This window comes from Shewanella sp. W3-18-1, assembly GCF_000015185.1.
GTDB lineage: Bacteria > Pseudomonadota > Gammaproteobacteria > Enterobacterales > Shewanellaceae > Shewanella > Shewanella putrefaciens.
Window position 1 is genome coordinate 2,553,177 of sequence record NC_008750.1, and the last position, 16,425, is coordinate 2,569,601.

The window sequence follows — 16,425 nt, forward strand, 5'->3', positions numbered from 1 at the left end:
ACGAATTCGAGTTAGATATCTTGCTTTTGTGACGTTATCAGTTGTATATGTGCCGATCACAACTTAATCATGCCACTTCGGAATATCTAGCACTGGCATCTTATCAATAGCTTGATGAAGCTCTGTGTAGATACCGTAGTTACGCCCCGTATTCCCCGCATTTGAGTGCCCTGTTATCGCATTTTGGACATCCTCACGCATGACCTTTCTGGCTTCGGTGATAAAGCGATGACGGAATGCATGTAGATGCATTATGCTATCGAAATGCTCAATATCGAGTGTCATAAAGGCTTTTTTAAGATAACGTGCAACCGTGGAGTGATACTTAGCCTTACCGTTGGCCTTGAGCATAGGGAATAATCGCCCCTGTGCTGGCAAGGTATTCAGGTAATCCAGTAATCCTAACTGAATAAGAGCCTGACAAATTGGCACCCTTCTAGACTCACCCGTCTTAACGGATTGGTCGTCACGTGCATCCTGAATATGGAAATACCATCGCTCACTATTATCGCTATCCTGCTTGATATCTTTCACGTAAAGCTGAGCAATCTCTTCAACCCTTGCTCCGGTGTAAGCTAGAATAACAGGTAACCAGTAAAGGGCTTCACCGTACCTTGCTTTTTGAGCATTGGTGCGTTGCCTAAAGAGTGGCAGAGAGAAAATCTTCGTCAGTTCTGTATTTGAGTAGCCAAGATCTCTAATTACCTTAACCTTTACTTTGCCGAGCGACGCCTTATGGCAAGGGTTCTTTGGCAGAATGTCTAAATCGACCGCCTGCTTGAAATACCCCGAAATCAGATTAAGTTCCTTATGAGCTGTATTGCTGCTCACCCGAGCCAATCCACGTTTTTCTGCGATGTCTATTTGCTGCTGGAAGGGTAATGTTCGTATCTTTAGGCTTGGTTTACTCGGGCAAAGGATGATCCACTTGAAGAATTCACGCATATCTTGCTTTTGGATTTTACCAATGGGTTTATCGGCAAAATACTCGATCAGTCGCTGACAAGGACGATTGCGGTCACTTTGCCATGATCTGAAGGCAACCTCTGAACTCATAATTTTCTTCTGGTTATTCACCCAATCAATCAACTGCGAAACGCTAGAAGATGCAGATATTTTACCTTCCTTTTGTTTGCTTGGGGCTTTACTGCTGGCGGCCTTGGTAGTAACTATAAGGCCTAAATCCTTGAGCTGCTGAAACGCATCACTGCTCGGAACTGTGGAGTCTATATTCGTATTAGGTAAAGTTGACTCAAAACCTCGATTTAGCTCCCGCCTTATGAGTCCTTGTTTACGCCGAGCGAGTTGCTCATGGTCGATTGCAGAGTTACAGAGCCTGATACAGGCATTTGCCAATTGTATTGCGAGATATAGTCTTAATGAATGGTCGTAAAGTCGGCATTGAGAAAGCTCAAGGGCTTCATCAACGAATGCACTCATATGCCGCACAAAGCGTTGTTCTTCTGTTTGTTGGCGGCTTGTTCCATTAGCCTCATGGAGCACTTCTAGCGGCTCGCTGAACCACTCAGTCATGCTTGCAAGTCCTTCGGGAGTTTCGAGCAGATATCTTGCTTGAATGTCTGCTTGCGTTAGCCGCCCATGCTCATGAGCCACCCAATAGCTGACAATAGCATCTAACTGAGCTGGTGATATTCTCTGCTCGTTCTCTTGATTGTCGAAACGTGACTGAGCACGAGCAATCGCAGACTCGAATTCAGCAATCACGCCAGCAGCCCTTGTTTTGGCAACATGGGCATCTTTAGTTTCTAGGCTTCGCTTAAGCTCAACTTTGCCATCAAGAAAGGGCCGTAAATGCTTAGGAATACCCTTGCGGATTTTCCAGATTCCAGACTTTGGATCGCTGTATGGTTGAGTCATAAATGCCATCGTTTTGTACCACCCTTTTGTACCACCTTAAGGTGCCAAAGGTTGGTAAGCCATTGGATGAAGCAACTATAATTCAATAGGTTATTGTTAGAAAAGAAAAAACCCGATCATGTGATCGGGTTCTTAGAATGTGGCGGTGAGAGAGGGAGTCGAACCCTCGATACGTTTCCGTATACACACTTTCCAGGCGTGCTCCTTCGGCCACTCGGACACCTCACCGTATTTTGTTGATTTATGTTTACGTGGTTAATCTTTCACGATTGAACGGGTTAACGCAATATCAGTCTTGCCGAGAGACTTTTTGCCGTTAACGGAGCGGTACTGTACGCAAAAGCCTTATGGGGGTCAAGTAAAAAAGAATCGATTTCAGGCGGTTGCACAATTGCTAAGCAAACCGCCTTTCGTTTGAGCAGTGTTATAAAGTTAACGTATTAATTCACCGTAAATTTATGCACTTCTTTAGACATAAGATCCGCGTCAAATGTGAGTGCTTTTGTTAGCTCACGTAATTCATCGGAAATTCTTTGGGTATTGAGATAAATCTCACTTATCTTCAACGCATTACGATTCACATCTTCAGATACAGCGGATTGTTCATGGGTTGCTGTGGCAATTTGTTCGTTCATACGATCGATAATGTCCACTTGTTCAACAACACGCTTAAGTTCTATTCCCGCTTGCTCTGCTTCTTGAACACTGATATTGGCTTGTGTTAACCCTCGCTCCATTGCTTTTACAGCAATACTCGCTCCCGATTTTAACCTGTCAGTCATATTTTTAATGTCTGCCGTCGACGTTTGCGAGCGTTGTGCTAAATTTCGAACCTCATCGGCGACCACGGCAAAGCCACGCCCCATTTCACCTGCACGGGCGGCTTCAATCGCGGCATTGAGTGCGAGTAAATTAGTTTGTTCTGCAATACTGCTGATCACATCTAATACCACCACAATACCGTGAATTTCGCGATCTAATTCATTGATTGCTTGAGAAGCGCCACTGATGTCATCTGCAAGGGCTTTAATGGCGTTGCTTGTTCGGCCGACTTCAATATTCCCTGCCTTGGCCTCTTGATTCGCTGCACTTGATGCTTCAGAGGCTTGCACTGCGTTGCTTGCGATTTCAGCGACGGTGGCACTCATTTCTGTCATCGCCGAAGCGACTTGTTCAGCTTCGCTGTGCCCTTCCATGACATCCTGCTCCATAGCATGAGTACACAAATCCATTTGCTTAACGGCTTGTTGTAATTTAGCGCCACTGGCACGCACCTGCAAAATCACATTTTCAAAATCGCTCATCATGTCATTAAATGCAATGGCAAGCTCACCAAACTCATCGGAACTCGAATGAGTTAAACGTACGCTTAGATCATAATTTTTACGGGCTTGGGTAATGGTTGAATATAAGTGATGAACACTATCATGTAAGTAGCGGATCACTGATAAGCTAAAAATCAATACGAGTGTGAGTACCAATGTTAATGTCGCCAACACAAAAAACATATGCTCATTGGCAGATTGCAGTCGTTTATGGGTGGTTTTGAGTAAATCTGTTGATACCTGCTGCTCAAAATCTCGCAAGCTATCAATACGCGCCGTTGATTTAGTGAACCACTCTTCAGGACTTTGTTGTTGGATCTTTTGGTTATCTTGCTCAAGCGCAATTTGACGTAATGCTTCAACTTCACGTACTTCATTAGAGTTTTGAATGCGGCTCACTGCTTGCACAAGTTCTGGAGTGGCTAAGGCTTGAAAACGCTCTAAATAGCTATTTTGCTCAGAAACGAGTGTAATAAATCTTGCGTAAACCTGTGGTTTAAAACCATATTGCCCAAAGGTTGAGCTAAGCACAGCACGCTCAATTCCTGCTCGCTCTTTCATCTGTAGGTATGCGCTAAACGCCGCGGCTTTAATCGCAATTTCTTGGTTAGCGCCCGCCTTGGCGGTCTCATCCACTATGGCTAATAAGATCTTATTCAGATCTGTGTAGTACGCGACTTCCTCTGCCACACTAATAGACAAACTGTCAGTTTGGGAACGGATCCCCGCTAATCGACCTAACTGAGTGTTTAATTCTCTTAGCTTTGGAGCAAATAATTCAGGTAATGCATTGTCAGCAATAAAAGATTGATAAAGCTTGAGTTGGCTATCGGTCAAGCGTCTCTGTTCAGGTATCTTTCCAGCAAAGGCCTTTCCACCTGAGCCAATAAAACCAGCACTCATACCGCGTTCTTTCTGTAATTCGTGCACTAAATTACTATTCGTCACCGCCAGTTCACTCAACTGTACAACAAGTTGTAAATCTTGACGGTACTTAAATTTTTCAGTGAGAAAGAGTGCACCGTAAAGAAAGCACGCAATTAACGGTGGTAACACAACCATAAGCAACTTCTGTTTTAAGCTGAGATTACCAATCCATTGCCATTTCATAAAAATATTCCTTGTTTAGCGAGGTTAAACCTAATGGGCACTTATTATATAGCATAGGTTTGGGGTTAGAACGATTCGACATCACTACTTTAGAGAGTGCTAAGTTTTAAAAAACAGATGCTTGTCACTGTAACACGGGTAATGTTGGAGCTCTCGAGCCCTGAATGGGCTAAATGTTTAAAAATGCTGAATGGAGAAAAAAGGCCCCAGTACTCACTGAATAAATGAATATTAGGGCGTTAATCCGTTAGCTGAACAATTGAGGGAAAAGCCCTTTAATACCTGCCGCGATCACTTCTATTCCGATAGATAACATCAAGAGTCCCATCAAACGGGTAATCACGTTAATACCTGTTTTACCTAAAATTTTATAAATAATGGAAGCCATTCTAAACAGTGAAAAACTCACTAGACCAAAAATAATCACGGTAATGAACATCGCAATAAAATTGGATAAGGAATTATGTTCAGCGGCAAACACGATAACAGAGCTAATGGCACCGGGCCCTGCCATTAAAGGTAACGCTAAGGGCACCACAGCAACGGATTCCATCGCAGAGGATTCGCGGTCTTCCTCTTGGTTGCGTTTCACCTCGCCTAACTTACCCTGCAACATCGACATGGCAATAATGGCTATCAAGCTACCGCCCGCAATCCTAAAAGCCGAAAGTGAGATACTGAACATATTTAAAATATGCTGACCCGCAACGATGGTCACCAGCAAGATAACCACTACCGCAAAGTTAGCCACTTTTCCGGTATGGTTTCGCTCCGCTTCTGTTTGATGACTGGTCAAACTCACAAATACGGGCAGCAATCCAATCGGATTGATGATGGCAACGAGGCCAAGAAAAAATTTAACGTAAAGTGTTAACTCCAAGTTGCGATCCTTATATGCGTGTCACGCCATGTTCATCAAAGTAAGCTCAAGGGCCAGTATAGTATCTCAAGCTCAGATGACTGAAAAATGAGATTTTTGAGGTTTAATCACAAGTTTAAATAATATTTGATTATTCCATTTGAGTAGCACATACCGATAGTTATAGAAACAGATCACTATTATTGTAGTTTTATTACAAATAAATTGCATATTGATAGTATGCTCACACTTTATGAGTGAGTTTAAGTGTAATTTTCTACCATAAAGAAGATTTAGTGAACATGAGCATTCCCTAAATCTTTTTAGGAGTGTTAATCATGTTAGTGACCAATGCACAAGAACTGGATCTGATGGTCGAGCGTGTCGCCAAGGCACAGGCCGAGTATGCAACCTTCAGTCAAGAACAAGTGGATGCGATATTTCGCGCAGCCGCCCTCGCCGCTGCGGATGCGCGTATCTCGCTAGCCAAAATGGCAGCGGCAGAAACACGTATGGGTGTTATTGAGGACAAGGTGATCAAAAACCACTTTGCCTCTGAATATATTTACAACAAGTATAAAGATGAGAAAACCTGCGGTATTTTGTCTGAAGATCTCACCTTTGGCACAATCACTATCGCCGAGCCAGTTGGCATTATTTGCGGCATAGTGCCCACGACTAACCCAACATCTACGGCAATATTCAAGGCCTTGATTAGCCTTAAAACCCGCAATGCCATTATTTTTTCGCCCCATCCAAGGGCTAAAGCCTCAACCACCACTGCCGCAAAATTAGTGCTTGATGCTGCCGTGGCCGCTGGCGCACCGAAAGATATTATTGGCTGGATTGATGAGCCTAGCGTCGCACTATCAAATCAGCTAATGACTCACCCTAAGGTTAATTTGATCCTTGCCACGGGCGGCCCTGGTATGGTGAAAGCCGCCTACTCCTCAGGTAAACCTGCCATTGGTGTGGGCGCAGGAAATACCCCTATCGTTATCGATGAAACCGCCGATATAAAACGCGCGGTGAGTTCTATATTGATGTCCAAAACCTTCGATAACGGGGTGGTTTGCGCATCTGAGCAAGCCGTGATCGTTGTCGATAGCATTTATGAGCAAGTGAAAGAACGCTTCGCAAGCCATGGGGGTTATATCTTATCGGCAAGTGAAACCGCGGCAATGCAAAACGTCATCCTCAAAAATGGTGGCTTAAATGCCGATATCGTGGGGCAAAGTGCGGCGAGTATTGCCAAAATGGCGGGGGTTGAAGTACCTCATTGGACTAAGGTGCTGATTGGTGAAGTGACTGATATTAGTGAAAGCGAAGCCTTCGCCCATGAAAAATTATCGCCACTGCTTGGTATGTACCGCGCTAAAGACTTTAACGATGCCGTCGATCAAGCCGAAGCCTTAGTTGCACTTGGGGGGATTGGCCATACATCAGGACTTTACACCGACCAAGACACTCAAACAGAACGCGTTAAAACCTTTGGTTTTAGAATGAAAACCGCACGAATTTTAATCAACACTCCCGCTTCACAAGGTGGTATTGGCGATCTCTATAACTTTAAATTGGCCCCGTCTCTCACACTCGGTTGCGGTTCTTGGGGCGGCAACTCGATTTCAGAAAACGTGGGTCCAAGTCATTTGATCAACAAAAAAACCGTCGCTAAGAGGGCCGAAAACATGCTGTGGCACAAGCTTCCTTCATCTATTTATTTCCGCCGTGGCAGTCTTCCTATCGCCCTTGAGGAATTAAGTGATAAAAAACGCGCGCTGATCGTCACAGATAGATTTTTGTTCAACCAAGGTTATTGCAACGAAACTATTCGCATTTTAAAGGCTCAAGGCTTAGAAACTGAAATTTTCTATGATGTCGAAGCCGATCCCACCTTAGCCATTGTGCGCCAAGGGGCAAAGGTTGCCTGTAGTTTTAAACCCGATGTCATCATCGCCCTCGGCGGTGGCTCACCCATGGATGCCGCCAAGATTATTTGGGTGATGTACGAACATCCTGAGGTTGATTTTGCCGATCTCGCATTGCGCTTTATGGATATCCGTAAACGTATCTACAAATTCCCAAAAATGGGCACAAAAGCCATGATGGTGGCTATTCCGACAACCTCAGGCACAGGCTCAGAAGTCACACCTTTTGCGGTAGTTACCGATGAGCAAACAGGTAAAAAATACCCCATTGCTGATTATCAACTCACGCCCAATATGGCGATTGTTGACCCCAATCTTGTGATGGATATGCCTAAGTCACTCACCGCCTTTGGTGGAATTGATGCGGTGACCCATGCACTTGAAGCCTATGTTAGCGTAATGGCGAATGAGTACAGCGATGGCCAAGCACTGCAAGCCCTCGATTTATTGTGCAAATATTTGCCGGATGCCTATAACTTAGGTGCACAATCCCCAGTCGCCCGTGAAAAGGTTCATAATGGTGCCACCATTGCGGGTATCGCCTTTGCAAACGCATTTCTTGGGATTTGCCACTCGATGGCGCACAAACTCGGTGCCGAGTTTCATCTCGCCCACGGCTTAGCCAATGCGCTGCTGATCAACAATGTGATACGTTTTAACGCAACGGATCTGCCCACAAAGCAAGCGGCGTTTAGCCAATATGACCGACCCAAAGCCTTGTGCCGTTATGCAGCCATCGCCGACCATTTGAAACTAGGCGGAAAATCGGATGAAGAGAAAGTGGAAAAACTGCTTGAGAAAATCACACAGCTCAAGAAGACGATTGGCATTCCTGCTTCTATCCAAGAAGCCGGTGTCAACGAAGCCGACTTCCTCGCCAAGTTAGATGTACTCGCCGAAGATGCCTTTGACGATCAATGCACAGGTGCCAACCCACGTTATCCATTGATTAACGAGTTAAAACAGTTATTACTCGATAGTTACTATGGTCGCGATTATAGCGATAACAACTAGGCTATCACCTAGATAAAAGCAGCACTATATCAACGAAGAAGCCCTCCAATGAGGGCTTTTTAATGCATGTCTTACCATAAGGATGAATACTTGCGTAACGGCTCCTAACGTAAAATCACTTCAGTCACAGCTCATCCCATTGATTCCTCTAAAACAAAGCATAATTAACGCTGTGCCAACACATAATCAATAGCGCTAGTGATTGCCGCTACCTGTGCCAAATTACATTCCGCTGGCGTTGTCGATGGGCTATCAGGGTAAACTTCTGTCGTAGTGTTATAGGCACAACCCGTTACGCTGCTGCATAAGCCTAGCTTTTTCAACGGGTAATTGATCACTCCGTGCTGAACCACAGTCGAGCCAATGATCTCCCCTTTCTCATCGGCGGGTGCAATATGGGTCACTTTGCTCACACCGTCGATAATGGCCTTTTGGAATGCATCCATTGGATTTTCGGTATCACCCACGGCATAAAAACCATCGGGGATTGTGCCTTTTTCATATTCAATCCCATCACGGGCGCAAAGCGCTGGGCGAAATTCTAATTCGTCTGAATCTGTAGTTTCATGTAAATCCACATGCAGATCAAAACCTTGTTCGACTGAAGCGATCAGAGCCATCAAGGCTGCCGATTCTTCTGCTGGACTATTGGCATAAAACGAACGATTAGGATCGATAGCCTTAGGATTCCAGCGATTAATCGTCTCATAACCCCAAGGGCTCACGCACACGGCAACCACTAAATTCACCTGTTGCACATAATTCGCCGCTTGATTGGCTAAGAAGGCTAATGCACCGTGAACGCCACTGGTCTCGTACCCATGCACACCGCCCGTCACCAGCACGGTTGGTTTTTGGCTATCAAATTTCTGCGTTGTAACTGCAAGCAATGGATAACGCTGTGGATCAATCGAAAGCGAGCCATATTGCACTGTGGCAAGCCCAAATGCCGTAAGCTCAGCCTCCATCCTCTTAAGTGGCATCACGACATCGTCCTGATATGAACGCTTGATTTGGGTACTTGCAAGCCAAGCGGCTTTCTCGGCCTCGCCCCATTTTTCGCCAGCAGTGCCGATGGGATAAAAGGTTAAATTTGCCATAATTCCTCTGTTTTTAGTTCTATTAGCTCAAATGAGAGTACTAATGTTTGGATGAATGAGTGCTGCCAACCTAAAGCGTCAGCTGCATGGGAATATCGCGGATCCCGCCGCGCTCTCGCTCGGGTCCTAGGGGCACAAAGCCAAAGCCTAAATACACAGCTTGCGCATTCAATGCCGAGTTCACGGTAAATACGCCCGGATTGCCTTGGGTTAAACATTGAGTTTTAGCATGTTCCCACAACATTCGCGCTACGCCTTGCCCCTGTGCATGGGAGGCGACAAAGAGATGGTATAAGTGACTATTCGCCTTCATCCCCACCACTCCTGCAAGTTGGCCTGAGTCCGTTATAGCAACATGGTACTGATAACCCATAGCAAAGTAGCTACCAATCGCTTCAATCGACATGGCATTAACTAAGATTGCAGCACCCTCTGCAGTGCAAGTTGGGGCAATAAAATCTTGGGTTAATTGAGTGATTAATATGCTTATTTCAGGGATATCAGTTAAGGTTGCGGCTCGAATATTCATCTTAACTCCTTGATTAAAAATAAAGCCATTACATGACGCAATAAAAAGCCAGAACAGAGTCCTGGCTTTTTAAGACGTTTGAAAAATTCAATAGTCACTCACATCAAACAACTCGCCGATGATGACGCTACTAGGGCGAGCCTTGCATCTTTTATTACACAGTCATTCACTGTCTATTATTAAACAGTCTGTTATTAAACAGTCTGTTATTGCGCTGGCAGTTACTGCTTAGTCCAGCTATCCATCCAACGGAATACGTTGGCATACCACTGCTCTAAGTTTTCAGGTTTTAGGATCCAGTGGTTTTCATCGGGGAAAATCAGTAACTCCGATGGAATACCCTTACGTTGCATATAGCTAAATGACGCTAACCCTTGACCATAGGGTACACGGAAGTCTTTCTCACCGTGGATCACTAACATGGGCGTTTTCCAGTTTTCAACATAATTCACTGGGTTAAACTTCTCATATAAGGCTTTGTTATCTGAGTAAGTGCCACCAAATTCATACTCTGGGAACCACATTTCTTCGGTCACATAGTACATAGAGCGCATATCGAACAGACCAGCATGGTTAACGAGGCACTTAAAGCCATCGTTCCAGTTACCTTGGATCCAGTTCATCATGTAACCACCGTAGGAACCACCGAGCGCACAGGCGTTTTGCGGATCGAGCCATTTTTGTTGCTGGCTCACCGCGGTTAGGCCTTTTTGCAGATCTTCTAATGGCTTACCACCCCAATCTTGGCTGATTGAATCAGTAAAGGCCTGACCGTAACCAGTAGAGCCGTGGAAATCCACCATGACGACGCCATAACCTGCACCCGCCCATAATTGGGCATTCCAACGACCGCTAAAACTATTGCCAAATGAACCTTGTGGCCCACCATGCACTAAGTAAGCAATCGGGTATTTTTTACCTTCTTGGTAGTTGGCAGGTTTGATCCAATAGCCATAAACGTCTTCGTTGTTCCAACCTTTAAAACTAAATTGTTGAAACTCGCCGAATTTAATCTTAGCCAGCTTATCTTTGTTGACTTCAGTTAAACGCTTAAGACCTTGACCATCGGTCGTGATGCTATAGAGATCGCCAGGCTCAACTAAGGTTTTGCTATCAAAAATTAATTGATCATTGGTCACGGCGATCAAGCTGTTAGTACCGTCACTATAGATGGATTGCACATCACCAAATTGGGTATTAATTTGGAAAATAGAGACTTGCCCCATATCCTGTGCTGTAACATATAAAGTACGATTATCAGGGCCAAACATCAGTGAACTTGGGCTTCTGTCCCAAAGTGGCGCCACTTCCTTAGACTGGCCTGTATTGGTATCACGTAGCATTATCCCGTAGCGATCCGCTTCAAATCCGGGCTTTTTCATCGCTAAATAGGCCATATAACGGCCATCGCTCGAAAAGGTCGGCTGCGCATCCCATGCCAAATTGTCTTTGGTTAAGTTAGTTGCGGTCCCACCCGTCACTGGCACTTGCCATAGATCGTAGTTAGTCGTCCACGCTTGATCTTTACTCGGCGCTTTAGCGCTATAAACCACATATTTACCGTCTGGGGTAAAGGTCACTTCCTCCATACCTGAAAAAGGCTTTGGTGGTGTTTCAGTGTCTAAACCTTGGGTAATATCCACAACCTTGGTGAGTTTCTCGCCGTTTAATGCACCCACAAATAAGTGGTTGCGGGCATGATCTTCCCAAGTGTCCCAATGGCGAACCATCAACTGCTTGTATTCACGCCCAGTCGATTTACGCTCAGATTCGGCGGTAAATTTATCCTTAGAACAGGCTAAATCTTTACATTCAGGAAAGACACGCATGCTAAGTACGATTTGTTTACCGTCATTTGATAGCTTATAGCTATCAATATCCAAAGGTAAATCAGAAACTTGTACCGCTTCACCGCCCGTTAATGGCAGTTGAAAAAGCTGGCTTGAACCATTGCGGCTCGCAAGGAAATAAATCGATTTATCGTCATTTGCAAAACTCACATCGTGCTCAGTACCCGCGGCAGAGGTCAGTTGCAACGGCTTTGCATTGGCTTGAGTCAAATCTAACAAATATAAATCTGAACTGGCCTCTCCCTTTTCATTTACCGTTTTAAGGCCATAGACCAACTTAGTCCCATCGTGGGACACCGTTGTTGAATGCATTTTATTGAGTTTAATCAGCTGTTGCACAGAAAAAGGCGTTGGTTCAGCCGCTTGGACTGAGTACGCCAAACCTGTAGCGCTTAACGCGATGAGGAGAGGAGCTATTTTCATTGTTATGTCCATCTTTTGTTATAAACGTTCGGTCATTACCATCGAACGAATGTTAAAAGCGATCAGTGATCGTATCTTCGAAGATAAGCTTGCCACACTAACGAAACAAAAACGCTCAGGCAAGCCAAATGGCGAACCTGAGCGTATTTTTTTGTGACAAAATGTCAGTGACGCAGCGTTTTACCTAAAGAACAGATATCAAGACTCAAACTTAAGCTGTTTTGCTTAAAAAGCCATCAAGTTCAATCTACTGCCCCCTAACCTTTACTCTGACTTACGCTTTCGCGTTGGCGATATTCACTTTCCAAATCGCAGGACCCGTTTCATGGGCGTTCACGCCATGTGAATCCACTGCCACAGTCACTGGCATATCTTGCACGTCAAACTCGTAAATCGCTTCCATGCCCAAATCAGCAAAGGCCACGACGCGAGAATGTTTAATCGCTTTAGACACTAAATACGCAGCGCCGCCAACGGCCATTAGATATACCGCTTTATGTTTTTTGATCGATTCAACTGTCGCAGGGCCGCGCTCAGCTTTACCTATCATGCCCATCAAGCCCGTTTTCTCTAACATTAAGTCAGTGAATTTATCCATACGAGTTGCAGTGGTTGGGCCCGCAGGACCGACAACTTCAGTGCCAACTGGATCAACTGGGCCAACGTAATAGATAAACTTACCGGTAAAGTCCACGCCTTCTGGCAGACCTTCACCGCTTTCAATCAGGCTTTGAATGCGCTTATGAGCAGCATCACGACCAGTCAACATTTTACCGCTGAGCAGAATGGTTTCACCGCTCTGCCACTGCTCGATATCCGCTTGAGTGACAGTATCTAAGTTAACACGGCGCACATCATCACCCACTTCACGGGTAATTTCTGGCCAATCGGCTAATGATGGCGGCGTGAGATCCGCAGGACCCGAGCCGTCTAAATGAAAATGAACATGGCGAGTGGCCGCGCAGTTGGGGATCATCACCACAGGTTTAGATGCCGCATGGGTCGGCGCTGTTTTGATTTTCACATCTAACACTGTGGTTAAACCGCCAAGACCTTGCGCACCTATGCCTAAATTATTCGCACGCTCAAAAATGTCTAAACGCAGTTTTTCTTCGGTCGTTTGCGCGCCACGCGCGAGCAACTCATGGATATCCACGCTTTCCATCAGCGCTTCTTTGGCTAATACGGCCGCTTTTTCTGCCGTGCCACCGATACCTATGCCTAGCATTCCCGGTGGGCACCAGCCCGCGCCCATGGTCGGTAGCGTTTTTTCTACCCAAGAGGCGATATCGTCAGATGGGTTTAACATCACCATCTTAGCTTTGTTTTCACTGCCGCCGCCTTTGGCTGCAATCGCCACTTCGATGTGGTTGCCAGGCACCATGTCGATATGCACCACAGATGGGGTGTTATCTTTGGTATTTTTACGGCTACCCGCAGGATCTGACACTATTGATGCGCGCAGTGGGTTATCAGGATTGGTATAGGCACGACGAACACCTTCGTCGACCATTTGCTGAATGGTCATATCGGTCTTGTCCCACTTTACACCCATACCCACTTTTACAAACGTGGTCACAATCCCCGTGTCTTGACACAAAGGACGCTTACCTTCGGCCGACATACGCGAGTTAATTAAGATCTGGGCAATTGCATCCTTCGCCGCCGCACTTTGTTCACGCTCATAAGCTTCGCTCATGGCATCAACAAAATCCTTTGGGTGGTAATAAGAAATGTATTGCAGGGCATCCGCCACACTTTCAATAAAGTCGGCTTGTTTAATAACAGCATTTTCAGACATTTTAGGGTGAGATGACATATTAGGAGCGCTCCAGCAGCCTATGTGGCCTTACTTGTTTTTGTTTAATTCTTTCTGGGCCAATATGATACTCTTTCACATCTTTTTGGGCTACATCACATTTTAGATAGGATTAATCGATGGCAATTAGGGCGTCAATACAGCTTGCATCACGCCAACTTGACTGGACATTAAGCACCACAGAAGTATTCGAATACTTTGCTAAAGACGAGTGGGCAATTCTGCTCGATTCTGCTAACGCGCCGCATCAAGATGCTAAATTCGATATTATTTGCGCGGCGCCTATTGCCACTTTAGTCACCAAAGGTGAGCGAAGTGAAATAACCCTTATGCAATCAGATCTGACGTTGCCGGCAAAGACCAACGTAACAGATGATCCATTTGAACTCGTTAACTCATTATTAAATCATTGGTATCCAAACGCCCTTGAAAGTGGCTTCCCTTTTGCAGGAGGCGCCATGGGTAGCTTTAGTTACGATTTAGGGCGTCGAATCGAAACGCTGCCAATGACTGCCAAGCAGGATATTCAACTGCCAGAAATGAATATCGGCTTTTACGACTGGGCGCTTATCTTCAATTACCAAACCCAGTGTTGGCATTTGTTGCACTATTTAGGCGAGAAAGCCCTCGAGATTGAGTTGAATAAAATTCAACATAAACTCACTAAAAAGCCAAACTCAGCGGCCTTTATGCTCACTAGCCCATGGGCAACACAGATAAATAAAGCCCAATACACGAGAAAATTTGAAGCTGTACAAGCCTATTTACACAGCGGTGATTGCTATCAAATAAATTTAACCCAACGATTTGAGGCAAGTTACCAAGGTGATGAATGGGCGGCGTACTGCCAATTACGTAAGGCCAATAAAGCCCCCTTCTCGGCCTTTATGCGTCTACCGCAAAACGCTATTTTGTCGATTTCCCCCGAGCGTTTTATCCAGCTTCGCGGTGATGATATTCAAACCAAACCCATCAAAGGTACGATGCCACGTCATGCTGATCCACTGCTTGATACCAAGGCCGCCAGCACGCTTGCAAGCTCGCCAAAGGATCGTGCTGAGAATGTGATGATTGTCGATTTGCTGCGCAACGACATTGGCAAAGTGGCCGCAGCCGGTTCAGTACGTGTACCCCATCTCTTTGAGATTGAGAGTTTTCCCGCTGTGCATCACTTAGTCAGTACCGTTACCGCCAAACTCGCTAGCCAATTCACGGCGAGTGATTTACTGCGCGCCGCATTCCCAGGCGGCTCGATTACCGGCGCACCCAAAATTCGCGCCATGGAAATTATCGAGGAGCTAGAACCGTCACGCAGAAGTTTATACTGTGGTTGTATGGGATATTTAAGCCAAGATGGACAAATGGATACCAGCATCACCATTCGCACACTGATTGCCGAACGGGGTAAACTCTATTGCTGGGCGGGCGGTGGCATAGTGGCGGATTCAGAAGTGAATGCCGAATATCAAGAAACCTTTGATAAAATCAGCCGTATTTTACCTTTGCTTGGCGCTGAATGAAAAAACCTTAATTTTGATACTGGATAAACGAGAACTTCGATGGATCAAGCTGAATTTAGATTGAGATTTAATCTACATCCTTTAGCTCGGCAAGATCCGGCTGCTTTCCCTCACCTTGGATTACGCAAAGCGGCGGTATTGCTCCCTGTTCAAGACATTGCAGGTGAACTGAGTTTGATCTTAACCCAAAGACCTATGCATCTGCGTGCCCACCCAGGGCAAATTAGTTTTCCTGGCGGTAAAATTGAACCAAGTGATACGAATGCAATTGCTGCTGCACTAAGAGAAGCCGAAGAGGAAATCGGCCTGTTACGGCACAATGTGGATGTTGTAGGCACTTTTCCTGCTCACAATACCTTTACTGGATTTGAAATCACCCCAGTGATAGGTATCGTCAAGCAAGCATTTGTGATGAAACTCGATCCCGGTGAAGTTGCCGATTGTTTCTCTGTACCGTTAAGTTTTTTTATTGAACCAACCCATCGTCACCAGAAACGTTTTTTACGTCAAGGCCGTTATTACAATGTGCATTTTATCCCCTACCAACAGCGATTTATATGGGGAGCAACGGCAGCAATCATTGATCATCTCTGCCGCCATTTAAGTATCCCTTCGCAAATTTAGCCCCGCTAAATAACAAAAAGTTAAATGACAAAGCGAATATATAAGCCAGCGACAATCGAGGTGAGCAGTAATAGCGGAATGTTGAACCAATAGCCTAATTTACTGTGTTGGGCGACATAATAGTTAACCGCTAAACTCAAAAGGCTGATCCCACCGCAGGTCCAAATTAAATATTCTAGCAATTGCGTTCTATGGGGATCCCATTCAGCCCGTAACACCGCACCACGGCTAAGATAAGTCCCTACCTCGCGATCGGGCCTTGCCTCGCCAAAAACCAATAATGCGTATACGGCGAATATCCAGCCTAAAATGGACAATGTTGCGAGGATAATCTGAAATGTTCTCACTTTACTCATATCGCCTCCTGCCGTTTGAGTCACTATATCGCTAAATATTAGCAATATTAACCTCAGGATACCTTTTTCAGCTTGAGAAAAGCCACCAGC

The 16,425-nt window shown here is 45.3% G+C and carries 12 protein-coding genes and 1 tRNA gene; 4 read left to right on the forward strand and 9 right to left on the reverse strand.

Annotated features, from left to right (window positions below; genetic code table 11):
* Nucleotides 1-63 precede the first annotated feature (63 nt).
* From SPUTW3181_RS11520 to SPUTW3181_RS11535, 4 genes are all read right to left on the reverse strand, one after another.
* Entirely contained in the window at nucleotides 64-1,878 is a 1,815-nt protein-coding gene (locus tag SPUTW3181_RS11520) for a site-specific integrase (RefSeq protein ID WP_157037391.1), read from the reverse strand.
* A 140-nt stretch (nucleotides 1,879-2,018) separates the two neighbouring features.
* Nucleotides 2,019-2,106: transfer RNA gene (locus tag SPUTW3181_RS11525), tRNA-Ser, on the reverse strand.
* A gap of 212 nt (nucleotides 2,107-2,318) precedes the next feature.
* The gene (locus tag SPUTW3181_RS11530; RefSeq protein ID WP_011789503.1) at nucleotides 2,319-4,313 is read right to left on the reverse strand and encodes a methyl-accepting chemotaxis protein; all 1,995 of its coding nucleotides are present in this window, start codon (nucleotides 4,311-4,313) and stop codon (nucleotides 2,319-2,321) included.
* Nucleotides 4,314-4,560: 247 nt separating this feature from the next.
* Entirely contained in the window at nucleotides 4,561-5,193 is a 633-nt protein-coding gene (locus SPUTW3181_RS11535; protein ID WP_011789504.1) for a YchE family NAAT transporter, read from the reverse strand.
* 317 nt (nucleotides 5,194-5,510) lie between these two features.
* On the opposite strand from SPUTW3181_RS11535, the gene adhE reads away from it, so the two are divergent.
* On the forward strand, nucleotides 5,511-8,114 hold the full coding sequence (adhE, locus tag SPUTW3181_RS11540; protein ID WP_011789505.1) for a bifunctional acetaldehyde-CoA/alcohol dehydrogenase: 2,604 nt from the start codon (nucleotides 5,511-5,513) through the stop codon (nucleotides 8,112-8,114).
* A 164-nt stretch (nucleotides 8,115-8,278) separates the two neighbouring features.
* Here adhE and SPUTW3181_RS11545 read toward each other — a convergent pair whose 3' ends face one another.
* From SPUTW3181_RS11545 to SPUTW3181_RS11555, 3 genes are all read right to left on the reverse strand, one after another.
* Complete coding sequence (locus SPUTW3181_RS11545) at nucleotides 8,279-9,214, reverse strand: M14 family metallocarboxypeptidase (RefSeq protein WP_011789506.1); 936 nt, start codon at nucleotides 9,212-9,214, stop codon at nucleotides 8,279-8,281.
* Nucleotides 9,215-9,284: 70 nt separating this feature from the next.
* Nucleotides 9,285-9,743, reverse strand: a complete 459-nt coding sequence (locus SPUTW3181_RS11550; RefSeq protein WP_011789507.1) for a GNAT family N-acetyltransferase — start codon at nucleotides 9,741-9,743, stop codon at nucleotides 9,285-9,287.
* Nucleotides 9,744-9,964: 221 nt separating this feature from the next.
* Nucleotides 9,965-12,016, reverse strand: coding sequence for an alpha/beta hydrolase family protein (locus SPUTW3181_RS11555; protein WP_041408191.1), 2,052 nt, complete (start codon nucleotides 12,014-12,016; stop codon nucleotides 9,965-9,967).
* A 4-nt stretch (nucleotides 12,017-12,020) separates the two neighbouring features.
* Here SPUTW3181_RS11555 and SPUTW3181_RS21990 point away from each other — a divergent pair, with 4 nt between their 5' ends.
* Entirely contained in the window at nucleotides 12,021-12,173 is a 153-nt protein-coding gene (locus SPUTW3181_RS21990; RefSeq protein WP_156471683.1) for a hypothetical protein, read from the forward strand.
* A 117-nt stretch (nucleotides 12,174-12,290) separates the two neighbouring features.
* Here the strand turns inward: SPUTW3181_RS21990 and SPUTW3181_RS11560 are convergent, their stop codons facing one another.
* Nucleotides 12,291-13,835 (reverse strand): fumarate hydratase, encoded by a 1,545-nt coding sequence (locus SPUTW3181_RS11560; protein ID WP_011789509.1) that lies wholly within the window; start codon nucleotides 13,833-13,835, stop codon nucleotides 12,291-12,293.
* A 119-nt stretch (nucleotides 13,836-13,954) separates the two neighbouring features.
* On the opposite strand from SPUTW3181_RS11560, the gene pabB reads away from it, so the two are divergent.
* Together pabB and SPUTW3181_RS11570 are read left to right on the forward strand one after the other, a co-directional pair.
* Nucleotides 13,955-15,355 (forward strand): aminodeoxychorismate synthase component I, encoded by a 1,401-nt coding sequence (pabB, locus tag SPUTW3181_RS11565; protein WP_011789510.1) that lies wholly within the window; start codon nucleotides 13,955-13,957, stop codon nucleotides 15,353-15,355.
* Nucleotides 15,356-15,394: 39 nt separating this feature from the next.
* Nucleotides 15,395-15,979, forward strand: coding sequence for a CoA pyrophosphatase (locus SPUTW3181_RS11570; RefSeq protein WP_011789511.1), 585 nt, complete (start codon nucleotides 15,395-15,397; stop codon nucleotides 15,977-15,979).
* A gap of 20 nt (nucleotides 15,980-15,999) precedes the next feature.
* Here SPUTW3181_RS11570 and SPUTW3181_RS11575 read toward each other — a convergent pair whose 3' ends face one another.
* On the reverse strand, nucleotides 16,000-16,335 hold the full coding sequence (locus SPUTW3181_RS11575; protein WP_011789512.1) for a hypothetical protein: 336 nt from the start codon (nucleotides 16,333-16,335) through the stop codon (nucleotides 16,000-16,002).
* Nucleotides 16,336-16,425 lie beyond the last annotated feature (90 nt).

What these genes read in the sequence shown, in the direction of transcription:
- SPUTW3181_RS11560 (WP_011789509.1), bottom strand. Translation starts at nt 13,835, where the DNA reads ATGTCATCTCACCCTAAAATGTCTGAAAATGCTGTTATTAAACAAGCC.
- SPUTW3181_RS11545 (WP_011789506.1), bottom strand. Translation starts at nt 9,214, where the DNA reads ATGGCAAATTTAACCTTTTATCCCATCGGCACTGCTGGCGAAAAATGG.
- SPUTW3181_RS11570 (WP_011789511.1), top strand. Translation starts at nt 15,395, where the DNA reads ATGGATCAAGCTGAATTTAGATTGAGATTTAATCTACATCCTTTAGCT.
- SPUTW3181_RS11550 (WP_011789507.1), bottom strand. Translation starts at nt 9,743, where the DNA reads ATGAATATTCGAGCCGCAACCTTAACTGATATCCCTGAAATAAGCATA.
- pabB (WP_011789510.1), top strand. Translation starts at nt 13,955, where the DNA reads ATGGCAATTAGGGCGTCAATACAGCTTGCATCACGCCAACTTGACTGG.
- SPUTW3181_RS11520 (WP_157037391.1), bottom strand. Translation starts at nt 1,878, where the DNA reads ATGACTCAACCATACAGCGATCCAAAGTCTGGAATCTGGAAAATCCGC.
- SPUTW3181_RS11555 (WP_041408191.1), bottom strand. Translation starts at nt 12,016, where the DNA reads ATGAAAATAGCTCCTCTCCTCATCGCGTTAAGCGCTACAGGTTTGGCG.
- SPUTW3181_RS11530 (WP_011789503.1), bottom strand. Translation starts at nt 4,313, where the DNA reads ATGAAATGGCAATGGATTGGTAATCTCAGCTTAAAACAGAAGTTGCTT.
- SPUTW3181_RS21990 (WP_156471683.1), top strand. Translation starts at nt 12,021, where the DNA reads ATGTCCATCTTTTGTTATAAACGTTCGGTCATTACCATCGAACGAATG.
- SPUTW3181_RS11575 (WP_011789512.1), bottom strand. Translation starts at nt 16,335, where the DNA reads ATGAGTAAAGTGAGAACATTTCAGATTATCCTCGCAACATTGTCCATT.
- adhE (WP_011789505.1), top strand. Translation starts at nt 5,511, where the DNA reads ATGTTAGTGACCAATGCACAAGAACTGGATCTGATGGTCGAGCGTGTC.